Origin of the sequence: Shewanella sp. M-Br, from assembly GCF_036245925.1 — a bacterium.
Classification (GTDB): Bacteria; Pseudomonadota; Gammaproteobacteria; order Enterobacterales; family Shewanellaceae; genus Shewanella; species Shewanella oncorhynchi.
On the sequence record NZ_BJBV01000037.1, the window covers coordinates 19466 to 31537 of the forward strand.

The window sequence follows — 12072 nt, forward strand, 5'->3', positions numbered from 1 at the left end:
TTAGCTGCGCAAGCTATCGTAATAGCTGCTGATATGCGCAGTTTCGTGGTAACCCTTTGACTCTTTAGTGGTTACCTTGCTGCTCTCGCTGGCCTGTGCCACGCTCATGCCGGTTGCGGCAATGGCGGCACCCGCTACGCTGCCGACGGTGAGCGCTTTGAGCAAAGATCGGCGAGATAAATCGCTGGGTTGCTGCTTCATGCTGACTCCTGAAATTAGGGTTTAGTTTTTGAGATCGCACGGCTTTTTGTGGGGTTCATCTTGTTATCAAAAAGTGAAGATTAGCGGCGAAAAAGATAATGAAATCATCTTGTTTACCATCAATCATCGCGCGTGACGGCAATATAGTAGGAAAGGGTTGAGTAGGAATTGATCTAGGACAGTTTGCAGCCCTGAAATCGGCGGCCGTTCTCTTAAAGCGTTAACTCGCTCATAGTTTAGTGAACTACTAGGGAAGAGGGCGTTGGCGGATTTTTGTATCTCGCTGTTTCAGTTGTTAATTTTTTGTATTGTTGAATTAATGCGAGGGGTATCAGTGCGAATAAAAAACACCCCGCGATGCGGGGTGTTTTGAGGATGTAAAAGCTGCAGTTTAACTTAGTCTTTATACTTTAAGCTGCCGTTGGCTTTGATTTCGTCATACCAGAGATTATGGTGCTGGATTGCCCAGTTTTCATCACAATAGCCTGACTTCATACACTCCATACCGCCTTCGCTCAATACGGTCGCCATCCAAATATGCACTATAGTAAAGGCAATCAAGATAATGGCGCTGATAGAGTGGATCAGCAGCGCGCCCATAGAGGCTTCGCGGGGTAAATCCAAGCCTGGCAATACCAACATGATGCCAGATACGCTGATGAATAAACCAAACAACATCAGGGTCCAGAACCACATTTTTTCACCGGCGTTAGCGAAACCACTGTCAGGGTGCTTACCTTTGAACGGGCCAAAGTTGATATAACCACCTACCACTAAAAACCATTTCAAATCATACATCTTGAAGGTTTGTAACGGCATCCATTTCACCACACATACAGCCCAAGCCGCGATAAAAATGGGACCTGCCCAATCGTGGATTGTTTTGCTGCCATAGATCAATGGCGCCCAAAGGTCGGGCCCTAACATTGGCTGTATGACATGCTTACCTAACATTATGGTTAGACCGGTAAACATCAGTGCCAGACAGCTGCTCGCCATGATCCAATGGATCCACAGATCCGCCTTTGACCAGCGCGAAACCATCTTGCCTGAAAAGCCATGACTCAGTTTTGATGGACCATTCACCAGATAAAACAATAAGAAAGCACCAAACACACCTACCACGGCTAGCGCCATGACGGGGGTTAAGTATTCATTTCTCAGTTCTTTACCTTGGTTACCGGCAACGTTAATCAACACCCCAGTATCTATTCCTTTGGCAGTGGTATAGCCGGCATCGCCTGCTTTTACCGCTCGCCAAAGATCGGCATCGCTGGTTTGCGCTTTCGCCTGTTGTTGACTCGATTGCTGATCACTTGCGTGTACTGGGTTTGAGCTCATGACTGAACCTAATCCCAATCCCATGACGAGCACCAACAGAGCAAACAGACTGCGCAGTGATTTGTTTAACTGTTTGTTTAACATTTTCACTCCTTGCCAGAGGTTAGGGATTTCTCCCTAACCCTCGCTCTGCTTAGTTAATCTCACCTGTCTTGGGGTTGTAACCCCAAATCACGTTAGGATTGCCTCGAGAGGCCATACGTTGACGGTAAATGTTTGATACCACTTCCGCATCACCTGCGAGCAGCGCTTTAGTAGAACAAAGCTCAGCACACATAGGTAATTTGCCCTCAGCAATACGGTTGGCACCGTATTTTTTACGCTCAGCTTCGGAGAAGGTTTCTTCTGGGCCACCGGCACAGAAAGTACACTTGTCCATCTTGCCACGACTACCAAAGGCAGTCTTTTTCGGGAATTGCGGTGCACCAAATGGACAAGCATAGAAGCAATAACCACAACCGATACAAGTATCTTTGTTGTGTAGCACTATGCCGTCTTCGGTACGGTAGAAACAATCTGCCGGACATACGGCCATGCAGGGAGCGTCAGTACAGTGCATACAAGCCACTGAAATTGAGGCTTCGCCAGGTAGACCATCGTTGATCGTCACCACGCGGCGACGTTGAATTCCCCACTCGAGAGCGGAGTCGTTTTCGTTCTTACATGCAGTGACGCAACCGTTACACTCGATGCAGCGCTTGGTGTCACACAGAAATTTCATGACTGCCATAATGGCTTATCTCCTCATCAAGTAGGTTAGGCTTTGCTGATTTGGCATAGGCTGGACTTAGTTTCTTGCATCTGAGTCACAACGTCGTAGCCATAAGTTAAAATGGTGTTTGCAGATTCGCCTATCACGTAAGGCACAGTGCCTTCAGGATAGTTTTTCGCTAGGCTTTCGCCTTCAAACACCCCAGCAAAGTGGTATGGCATAAAACATTCACCGGCAATAACGCGCGGTGTCACCATAGCCTTAACCGTGATTTTGGCGCCTTCTGGACCATGAACAAAAACATTGTCACCGTCGCGAATACCGCGATCCGCTGCATCAGCAGGGTTCATTTCGATGAACATTTCTTGTTGTAGTTCAGCTAACCAAGGGTTAGAGCGGGATTCTTCACCACCACCTTCATATTCCACTAGGCGGCCTGATGTGAGTGCCAATGGGAAGTCTTTAGCAAAATCCTTGTCTTGAATTGACTTATACAGTGTCGGTAAACGTGCAACCATACGATCTTCGTAGGTGGGGTATTTAGCGACTAAGTCACGACGAGGCGTGTAAAGTGGTTCGCGGTGGCGTGGAATATCGTCTGGGAATGTCCATACAATACAACGAGCTTTAGCGTTACCGTAAGGGATACAGCCGTGCTTGATAGCAACACGTTGGATACCGCCGGAAATGTCAGTTTTCCAGTTTTTGCCTTCGGCGTGTTTTTTCTCGTTTTCGGTAAGGTCATCCCACCAACCTAATTGCTTAAGCATATCGGCGGTAAATTCAGGATAGCCATCTTGGATCTCACTGCCTTTAGAGTAAGTACCTTCGGCAAGAATATTATTGCCTTCATGTTCCACACCATAGCGAGCACGGAAGTTACCGCCACCGTCTTTCACATGTTTGGCTTCGTTATACAGAATCTGGGTACCAGGATGTTTCATCTCTGGTGTGCCCCAACATGGCCAAGGTAAGCCGTAGGTTTCGCCTTTGGCAGGACCGCCGGGGGCTTCTAGGCTGTCAGCATCAAAAGTACCCCAGTTTTCTTGGTGCATTTTTAAACGCTCTGGGCTTTGTCCGGTATAACCGATAGTCCACATACCTGTGTTAAATTCACGGGTGATATCTTCAATCAAAGGCTCTTCACCATTGACTTTAATATGCTTGAATAGCTCTTTATCTATACCCACTTTTTTGGCGAGTTTGTACATGATCACATGATCAGGCAGGGATTCGAACAGGGGCTCTATGACCTTAGAACGCCATTGTACTGAGCGGTTAGTCGCAGAGATTGAACCGTAGGTTTCAAACTGGGTTGCCGCAGGAAGTAAATAAACCCCATCTTGACGTTGGTGCATAACACCCGCCATGGTTGGGAATGGATCGACAACGACGACGGTGTCCATTTTGTTTAAGGCTTCACGCACTTCACGGCCACGGGTTTCAGTGTTGACCGATTGTCCCCAGAAGAACGCCAGACGAATATTGTCTTTTTGCGCTATCTTGGTTTTATCTTCTAACACGCCATCGTGCCAGCGCGAACAAGGAATACCCGCAGAGGTTTGCGGTTTTTGTCCTAGATATTCGCCTTGATCGAAACGGCTCGCTACCCAATTAGGGTCGAGATCCCACACATTATTCCAATGGGCCCAAGCGCCAGTCGTTAAACCGTAGTAACCCGGTAAGTTATCAAATAACAAACCAAAATCGGTTGCGCCTTGCACGTTATCATGGCCACGGAAAATGTTAGTGCCGCCGCCAGGTACACCCATGTTGCCCAGTGCTAACTGTAAAAGACAGTAGGAGCGAGTGTTAGAGTTACCCACGTGGTGCTGAGTACCACCCATACACCAAATAATGGTTCCGGGTTTGGTTTCAGCCATCATTTTGGCGACGCGGTACATCTGCGCCTTTGGTACACCCGCAACTAACTCAACTTCTTCAGGGGTATACTTCTTCACTTCCTCGCGGATACGATCCATGCCATAGACACGGTGTTTGATAAACTCTTTATCTTCCCAGCCGTTTTCAAATATGTGCCATAACAGGCCATAAATGAAGGGGATGTCTGTGCCAGGACGGATATGCACGTACTCGTCAGATTTCGCTGCAGTACGGGTGAAACGTGGATCAACAACGATGATTTTGGCACCGCGTTCTTTACCAATCAAAATATGCTGCATGGCAACAGGATGCGCTTCACTGGGGTTTGCCCCAATAAACATGATGCACTTAGAGTTGCGAATATCGTTGATTGAGTTGGTTTGCGCACCGTAGCCCCAAGTGTTAGCAACACCGGCTACCGTGGTAGAGTGACAAATACGGGCAGAATGGTCGACGTTGTTCGTACCCCACAATGCCGCAAATTTGCGATATAAATAAGCTTGTTCGTTAGAGAACTTAGCGCTACCCATAAAGTAGACTGAATCTGGGCCTGACTCTTGACGAATTGAAGCCATTTTATCGCCGACTTCATTAATCGCTTGATCCCAAGAGATCTTTTTCCATTTTCCGCCTTCTAACTTCATGGGGTATTTCAGGCGTTTTTCGCCATGACCATGTTCACGCAGTGCAGCACCTTTCGCGCAGTGACCGCCAGCGTTGAACGGGTGATCGAATGCGGGTTCTTGACCCGTCCATACACCATTTTGTACTTCTGCATACACACCGCAACCTACGGCACAGTGAGAACAGATGGTACGTTTGACTTCGGTGGGAACATTATGGCCAATATCTTCTTGGGCCTGTGCTTTACGCATCATGCCTGTGCCCAGCATGGACGCCGCAGCGATCCCTCCTGTGGCAAGACTTGCCGATTTTAAGAACTGACGACGATTGAGACCCAGTGCTGGCGCTTTAGCTTCGACAACCTGGTCTGTTTTGCGGGTTAATCGCATCACACACTCTCCTCTATTTTAGTTTTAAAGCGACGCATAATAGCTACGAATATGGTCGGTTTCGCGGTAGTTCTCACTTTTAGGCTCTGTGGTTGCTGCCGTTTTTGTCGAAGCTAACGCTTGACTACTCACAGTGACCACTGCGCCTGCCGCACTGCCGAGTGCCAATGCTTTAAGCAATTGACGACGGCCCATGTCGGAAGCTGGCTTCTTCATAGTGTCTCCTTGTGTTACGGGATAAGGTGGTACAAACGGCTACCACCTCGGTTATTGTGGAAGCCTAAGCTTCCGTTATTGTTGCGAAGGTGAACATTAATCTCACCTTCGCAGTTTGAACTCATCTCTAACATTTACATTTAGCACGCACATGCCGCGCTATCACTCAGTTTAGTCTTAGTTCATTAACTCTACTGGTTTTGCTAAATCGCTGGTGGCTGGCTGTAAGTCTGCGCTGCCTGGGCAATTGACTGGAATATCTAAGCTTAATTGCTCAAAAGCACTGGCTTCCATTGCAAAAAAAGCTTGTGCTAGCTGTGCAACCGTGGCGTAAAACGCCGCACTTGGCGCTTTGGCTAAATTATCGCAAAAACGGCCAATCCAGCTGCCGATATGGCGTTGGTAAAAAGCCAATTGGCGATAACTTGGCGCTTCTAAAATCAGGGTACCCATCACTTCACACAGTGCTGCAACGTGATCTTCGGGTTCCTTGACGTTGTCTTCGCGTTCAAACCCCAGTTGCATTAAGTCTTGGCGTAGCAATGCCAGTGGTTTATCCATCAATGAGCCCGTCATAAACCAGCTGCCGTAGGGCAGGATCTCACCGCAACCTACACCGAGGAACAGGGCAAAATACTCGTCTTCTAGTTGTGCGCTGTTGAACTGCTGTGCGGCGAGTTGGAGTGATAACCAAGCTTTAGTCATCTCGTTGTCTTCATTGGCATCAATTTCAAGATTGGCCAAAAAGTGTAGCAGTTCAGGGCTTGGCTGACGGCGCAATAGGGCGGCTAACAGTTGATAGATATCGGCTCTCAACTGATCGTTTTCTGAAACTTGTCTTACTGATTCGGTCATAGCGGATCTCTTATCGCAGTTGCTTTTCAGGATCTTGAAGAATGTCTTCAAACATGTCTTTTACCCGGCAGTCGCCACACATTTTCAAGCGTTCAATATTGGCAGAAAATGCGCTGTGCGCGCCGACCATATCCAGCATCCGATGCACCATAGATTGGGTCGCAAAAGGAGAGCCGCAGCGAATACATTCGAAGGGGGCTTCTTCTTTCAGGGTCTGTTGTTGCTGACGGGCAGCTTTATTAAAGTTAATTTGCGGGGTAAGGCTTATCACTTTTTCAGGACACGCTGCCTCACATAAACCGCATTGCACGCAGTTTTGCTCAATAAAGTGTAGTGCAGGTTTGTCGCCACCATCTTGTAATGCCACGGTTGGGCAAATTGCCACGCAGGACATACACATAGTGCACTTTTCTACATTTACACTGACTTTGCCAAAGGTAATATTGTTGAGGCTAAGGCAAGTATCAATTTCACCCGCTTGGCTATTGAGGTGATCGATCGCTTCAAATAGCGTGTTGCGTTTAGTGGTCGACACAAATGCGGCGGGCACGATCACGGGCCAATCTAAGCTGATATCGAGCATCGAATGTAAATCGGCAAGCATGCTCGGGTCGATGAGGCTAATGCGTTGTGGCTGGCCCATTTCATCTAAAATGCTATTGGCTAACGACAGTTCGCCTTTAAGCATTTGCGTTAGGGTTGGCGCTGTTGCGTCTGTGTTGAGGAGCAGCACTTGGCGCGCGCCCCAAGCGAGTACTGACAACCAATGATCTACGCTAGCAACGGTAATTTCTTCGAGGGCAACGGGGATGATGTCGCCTGCTAAATCGTCGCTAATAAAGTTGGCGCCGACGGCATTATCGTGGAACAAAATCACCGGTGCGGTTTGGGCTTGTTCGCGGAAACGGCTAACGACTTTGTTCAGGTATGAATGCAAAGCTTGTGGCGTAGGTAAATCGTAACTGATAGCACCCGTTGGGCAAGCGCTGGTACAACTGCCTGCGCCGTGGCAAAGATATGGATCGATTTCAATTTTCTTTGCGACACTGCTGATCGCATCTGCTGGGCAGAAGTTGAGGCAACGATTACAACCATTGATGCCATTGCGGTCGTGGGCACAGATATCTGGGTTAATTTTGACGTAGCGCGGCTTATCAAATTGGCCGATGAGATCGGGAATTTGCGCAAGGGCATCTTCGAGTTTTTCAGCGTCTTGGCCTACGTAAAAATAGCCGGGTGGCAGCATTTCTAAGTTCAAACAAGCTGCGCTGCTCAAATCGAGCACGATATCGAAATGGGGTTTACGGATTGACACTAAACTGAGTTCGGCTGCACCATCTTGATGTTCAACACTGACTTGAAATTGGCCTAAAAAGCCTTTTACGCCAATGAGTTTGTTGTAATAGCTTTCGACATCAGTTGCCGCTGCCATAACACGTTCTAGGTGCGCATCATCTTGGCTGGTAATGGCTTCATTGGCTAAAATCACCCTATGGGCCATAGTGGACAATTTGTCCGCGGCAAGGCGAGCCAGATCTTCTGGGCCAATAATAAGAACATTGCCTTCGGTGGTATAGCTGACAGTTGGCGGGATCAGATTCTGCAACATCTGAGTTTGCGTTAATACCTGTTGTCGCGCTTGTTTTAACGCTTCTTGGGTTTGATTGGTCATCAAATAAGTGCTCACATTGCGTTCCTGAACAGTACTTTGGCTGTTTCTTGTTTTACTGTATCTGGGCAGATTTAGGCGGCTGGTAATAAGTAAGTCATTGCCTTTTCTGCTTTTATCTAAGCTTTTTTATATCTTAGTACAGCAATTCACATACCAAAGTTACGGACATTAAAATTAGCTAAACTGACGTTAAACAACTCGGGTATGTACCTGAGCTAAGGGCTCTGGTGCATTTTGGGGTAGGTCATCAGTCTCCCCATCCAAATTGTCCGTTATCGGCTCAGCTGCCCATTCGACTTCGACTTCATTAGTCTCATGAGTTGTTGTTTCGCTTACATCAAGACTCGTGGATGGATTGCTTTCTTCAGTTTGTTTGGCTAAAACAGCTGATTCTTCATCCGAGGTCTCGCTGTCTTCGGCTATGTAACGAAAGACTTTTTGCATCAATTCAGCTGAGACTTCTGCACTGAGTTTCGGTTGATTACTGTAATCGAGTGCATATTCCAAAAGCCCATCTATCTCGTTGAAATGCGGTTGTTTCCACAGTGCACGTAGCGCTGCAGATTTAGCCGCAGGGTCAACATTGGCGCCCATAAAACTTGCAAAGCTGCCGCCTATTTCAATTTCGTCGGGATTGGGTAAATCCGCTGCAGTGAGGATGTGATTAGGATCGTCATGCTCTGCAGTATTAGGTTCAAAGGCTGACTCTGTGGGTTGAAGCTGCTCAACTGCCATAGTGGGCTCGGCTACGATGGTCTCCAGAGGTGTAGTTTCCCCGTCAGCTCGCGCTTCCTCTGCTGCAACTTGTTCGCGCCGTTGGTTCCAGCGACTCAGTAGCCCGCCTGTTTTTTGTATGGATTCAGCCATTAGTCCCTCCGTAATGGATCGTGACTCGGGCCTTGATTATTACGGCCATCGACATGTTTACGGCGATGAGCGGCAATTTCGACTTCACCATATTGGGTGATAAAGGCTTCAATCCAACAAGCGATAGCTTTTGGCATCAATAAGTTGAGGACAGGGGTATTGCCCTCAAGACAACCCGCCGCGACATTCTGATCCGCCGATAATGCCGCCGGTATCCAAGTGCCATCGGCCGTTTCATCACATACTAAATACAGCATGGCGTTATCTAAATCGAGATTGAGGCGATAGCTGGCGCGTTCGTCTTTGTGCAGTTCGAGTAGCACTAAGGTTGCATCGTCTGGGGCTTGATGGGTGGCGGGAAGTAGGTGATCAATTTCCCATTGTACTGAGGTCCAGCGGCCAACTTGCTTCTCTACTTTCTTGAGTGAAACGTACATAGGCCAAACACTAGTTGTATGTTGCATTGTCTCTCCGTCTCAGCCGTGTTGATGGACAAACCGTAAAGTGAACGGTTCGGTTTTACCAACAAATTGCGATAAAAGGTCACTGCAATATTGGTGCCAGTAAACATAGTGGATTAGTTTGAGCTAGATCATCAAAAACACCCTATAAATTGGACATTTTGTCCAGTACAGGATTTTGTTTGGGACATAAAAGGGCTAATGAAAAATCAGCATTGCGGCAGATCACGCATTTAACCCCAATTTTTATGTCTAGGTATAAATATTGCTATGCTCTGGCCATGACTCGTTAAGCGGTAACATTATGATCTCTGAAAATATCACTATTCCTGATAACAACATGAGCACAGATAGCGAAATAGCGGCAGCCAATCCTTCTCAAAAAACTCAGCATCAGTGTTCTTTTGTGAGAACTCAAGTGGAAGTACCGCTAACCATTGCTGTAAAAGCAGTGAATGAAGCCGGGGAAGTGTTGGATAAATTTGTCGCCTGCGAACGTCCGCTTACCGTGTATTTGAACTGGCGACCAATAGTGACACTTATGACCCTAGGGGCGAAACCTGAGTCACTGGCGTTAGGTTATCTTAAGAACCAAGGCTTTATTTCGGATGTCAGTCTATTGGACTCGGTTATTGTCGATTGGGATGTGAGTTCTGCAGCCGTGGTTACCCGTGAACAAACCGCCGATCTGGATGAGAAACTCTCCGAAAAAACGGTGACATCAGGCTGTGGTCAAGGCACGGTTTATGGCAGTTTTATGCAAGATTTAGACGGCATCAATTTATCAACGCCAAGTCTTAAGCAAAGCACCCTTTATAGCTTATTGAAAAATATCAACGAATATAATGAAACCTATAAAAATGCGGGTGCTGTACACGGTTGTGGCTTGTGCGAAGACGATAAAATTATGGCTTTCGTCGAGGATGTTGGCCGTCATAATGCCGTAGATACTTTGGCTGGGGATATGTGGCTGACTCAGGATCGCGGCGATAATAAGATATTTTATACCACTGGCCGCTTAACTTCGGAAATGGTGATTAAAGTCGCCAAAATGGGGATCCCTATTTTGCTATCACGCAGTGGCGTGACTCAGATGGGCTTAGCACTAGCGCAGCAGTTGGGTATTACTATTATTGCCCGCGCCAAAGGTCGTCACTTTTTGGTGTACCACGGTAGTGAAAATCTGCAGTTTGATGCCAATACGGCTCCTTAGCACCAAGTTAGCCAAGACAGTAATGCTAAGACTTACATGCAGTAACGAAGAATAAGACAAGGAAACAAGATGACGTCTGCCAGTGAATTGGTCTACATGAGCGCGAAGCAAGTGGCCGAGTATTTAGATCTTAATGAGAAAAAAGTCTACGCCATGGCTAATGACAGAATTCTCCCCGCCACTAAAATCACCGGTAAATGGCTATTTCCGAAAGTGTTAATCGACCGTTGGGTAATGGATTCTTGCCACAGTGGCATGCTGACCGACCGTTTATTGATCACTGGTAGTGACGATCCACTATTATCTATGCTGGTGGCGCGTTTGATGGCGCAAGTTGGTAGCCGTGAGTTGATAAGCTACAGCGCAACAGGTTCACGCTTAGGGTTAGAGTTGCTTGCTAAAGGTTATGCCGATGTGTGCACCTTACACTGGGGTAGCATGGAGGATAGAAATATTCGCCATCCAGCTTTACTTAAAGGTTATAACAATCATCAGCAATGGATCATGGTGCATGGTTACTCCCGTCAGCAAGGGTTGATCATGCGTGCCGATATGCACCACAGATGCCAAGAAGAAGATAAAGTCGTGAACTTGCCTTGGCGTTGGGTGAGTCGTCAGGGGGGCGCAGGTAGCCAACAGCACTTAGAGCATTGGTTGTTAAAGCAAGGTGCTCGCTTAGATCAACTTAATGTCGTGCTAACTGCCTATAGTGAACGCGAGTTGGCGGGTTATATCGCTAGGGGGGATGCCGATATTGGTTTTGGTTGTCAATCTGTGGCTTTGGAAAGTGGTTTAAGTTTCGTGCCGCTGATTAAAGAGTCTTTCGATTTCGTTATGCCGCAAAGCATTTACTTCCGTCGTCAACTTCAACAACTTTTTACTATGTTGGCGAGCGGTCACTCGAGGCAAATGGCGGCACTACTTGGTGGCTATGATCTTACAGACTGTGGACAACTGCTATGGAGTGCGAGCTAATCCACTCAACTCGATAATGGATTAAGGTGAATAGAGTTGAATGGTCTCTGAACTACTTATTACTGCTACTACATGCTGATATCTAATGTAGTCAGCTACTAACGAATAAGTATCAAAGAGACCCTCTTTCTATTGCGGATTACGTCGTTTCGACTTTCTATGGTGGGTTGGTGGGAGGCAACTACTATATATAGGTAAAGTATCTTTATCGCCAAATACACTCAGAGTGTCATCTTCTTCTGTTGTTCCCCGTCATTCTCCCATTAACGACTCTATATAAAAGTGGAGGTGAGATATTCCGGTTCGAGCAGCCGTTATTCTCATTTAAATCTGATAGCATTCATGCTCATGATCCCTTTGTCTTGATACTGTACGCTGGCAATCAATTGGGCCAAATTACAGATAAAGCGCTATTTTGTGGATAACTTTGGGGGTAAGTGGTGTGTATCTTGTGGTTAGATTAGATAATTAGAATTAACTGCAAATTTCCTTAAAATAGGGGTTGCACAAAATTCTCTGCTGCCTATAATGCGCATCCACTGACACGGCAGACAGCGAAAGCAGGCTGACGAGTTAGGTTGAATTGAGTAGCTTTTAAGCACTTAATTCAACCGCAGCAAGAAGTTGAAAATACTCCTTGACGCGAAACGGGAAATGCGTAG

The 12072-nt window shown here is 47.0% G+C and carries 11 protein-coding genes; 2 read left to right on the forward strand and 9 right to left on the reverse strand.

Annotated elements, in window-relative coordinates:
* The 9 genes from AAA952_RS21555 to AAA952_RS21595 form a co-directional block, all read right to left on the reverse strand.
* Positions 1 to 201, reverse strand: coding sequence for a twin-arginine translocation signal domain-containing protein (locus AAA952_RS21555; protein ID WP_253989766.1), 201 nt, complete (start codon positions 199 to 201; stop codon positions 1 to 3).
* A 396-nt stretch (positions 202 to 597) separates the two neighbouring features.
* A complete protein-coding gene (locus tag AAA952_RS21560; protein WP_113940318.1) occupies positions 598 to 1626 on the reverse strand; it encodes a formate dehydrogenase subunit gamma in 1029 nt (342 codons plus the stop codon).
* Between the two features lie 49 nt (positions 1627 to 1675).
* Positions 1676 to 2272 (reverse strand): formate dehydrogenase FDH3 subunit beta, encoded by a 597-nt coding sequence (gene fdh3B, locus AAA952_RS21565; RefSeq protein WP_006083566.1) that lies wholly within the window; start codon positions 2270 to 2272, stop codon positions 1676 to 1678.
* 26 nt (positions 2273 to 2298) lie between these two features.
* Positions 2299 to 5151: a formate dehydrogenase subunit alpha gene (locus tag AAA952_RS21570; RefSeq protein ID WP_113940319.1), complete on the reverse strand. Its 2853-nt coding sequence runs from the start codon at positions 5149 to 5151 to the stop codon at positions 2299 to 2301.
* A gap of 24 nt (positions 5152 to 5175) precedes the next feature.
* Positions 5176 to 5367 (reverse strand): twin-arginine translocation signal domain-containing protein, encoded by a 192-nt coding sequence (locus AAA952_RS21575; protein WP_113940320.1) that lies wholly within the window; start codon positions 5365 to 5367, stop codon positions 5176 to 5178.
* A 177-nt stretch (positions 5368 to 5544) separates the two neighbouring features.
* On the reverse strand, positions 5545 to 6222 hold the full coding sequence (locus tag AAA952_RS21580) for a TorD/DmsD family molecular chaperone (protein ID WP_338259512.1): 678 nt from the start codon (positions 6220 to 6222) through the stop codon (positions 5545 to 5547).
* A 10-nt stretch (positions 6223 to 6232) separates the two neighbouring features.
* Positions 6233 to 7894, reverse strand: a complete 1662-nt coding sequence (locus tag AAA952_RS21585; RefSeq protein ID WP_338259519.1) for a 4Fe-4S binding protein — start codon at positions 7892 to 7894, stop codon at positions 6233 to 6235.
* Positions 7895 to 8083: 189 nt separating this feature from the next.
* Positions 8084 to 8761: a DUF3306 domain-containing protein gene (locus tag AAA952_RS21590; RefSeq protein WP_338259514.1), complete on the reverse strand. Its 678-nt coding sequence runs from the start codon at positions 8759 to 8761 to the stop codon at positions 8084 to 8086.
* Positions 8761 to 9225, reverse strand: coding sequence for a DUF3305 domain-containing protein (locus AAA952_RS21595; RefSeq protein ID WP_105250549.1), 465 nt, complete (start codon positions 9223 to 9225; stop codon positions 8761 to 8763). The genes AAA952_RS21590 and AAA952_RS21595 overlap by 1 nt, the downstream gene beginning before the upstream one ends.
* Positions 9226 to 9562: 337 nt before the next feature.
* Between AAA952_RS21595 and AAA952_RS21600 the strand changes: the two genes are divergently transcribed.
* Positions 9563 to 10435 (forward strand): formate dehydrogenase accessory sulfurtransferase FdhD, encoded by an 873-nt coding sequence (locus tag AAA952_RS21600; RefSeq protein WP_338259521.1) that lies wholly within the window; start codon positions 9563 to 9565, stop codon positions 10433 to 10435.
* Positions 10436 to 10504: 69 nt separating this feature from the next.
* The gene (locus AAA952_RS21605) at positions 10505 to 11410 is read left to right on the forward strand and encodes a helix-turn-helix transcriptional regulator (protein WP_006083558.1); all 906 of its coding nucleotides are present in this window, start codon (positions 10505 to 10507) and stop codon (positions 11408 to 11410) included.
* The last annotated feature ends 662 nt before the right edge of the window (positions 11411 to 12072 follow it).

Bases quoted from the DNA above. Each gene is read 5' to 3' on its own strand.
- AAA952_RS21570 (WP_113940319.1), bottom strand. From the start codon at position 5,151: ATGCGATTAACCCGCAAAACAGACCAGGTTGTCGAAGCTAAAGCGCCA.
- AAA952_RS21555 (WP_253989766.1), bottom strand. From the start codon at position 201: ATGAAGCAGCAACCCAGCGATTTATCTCGCCGATCTTTGCTCAAAGCG.
- AAA952_RS21585 (WP_338259519.1), bottom strand. From the start codon at position 7,894: ATGACCAATCAAACCCAAGAAGCGTTAAAACAAGCGCGACAACAGGTA.
- AAA952_RS21605 (WP_006083558.1), top strand. From the start codon at position 10,505: ATGACGTCTGCCAGTGAATTGGTCTACATGAGCGCGAAGCAAGTGGCC.
- AAA952_RS21580 (WP_338259512.1), bottom strand. From the start codon at position 6,222: ATGACCGAATCAGTAAGACAAGTTTCAGAAAACGATCAGTTGAGAGCC.
- AAA952_RS21575 (WP_113940320.1), bottom strand. From the start codon at position 5,367: ATGAAGAAGCCAGCTTCCGACATGGGCCGTCGTCAATTGCTTAAAGCA.
- AAA952_RS21600 (WP_338259521.1), top strand. From the start codon at position 9,563: ATGAGCACAGATAGCGAAATAGCGGCAGCCAATCCTTCTCAAAAAACT.
- AAA952_RS21590 (WP_338259514.1), bottom strand. From the start codon at position 8,761: ATGGCTGAATCCATACAAAAAACAGGCGGGCTACTGAGTCGCTGGAAC.
- AAA952_RS21560 (WP_113940318.1), bottom strand. From the start codon at position 1,626: ATGTTAAACAAACAGTTAAACAAATCACTGCGCAGTCTGTTTGCTCTG.
- AAA952_RS21595 (WP_105250549.1), bottom strand. From the start codon at position 9,225: ATGCAACATACAACTAGTGTTTGGCCTATGTACGTTTCACTCAAGAAA.
- fdh3B (WP_006083566.1), bottom strand. From the start codon at position 2,272: ATGGCAGTCATGAAATTTCTGTGTGACACCAAGCGCTGCATCGAGTGT.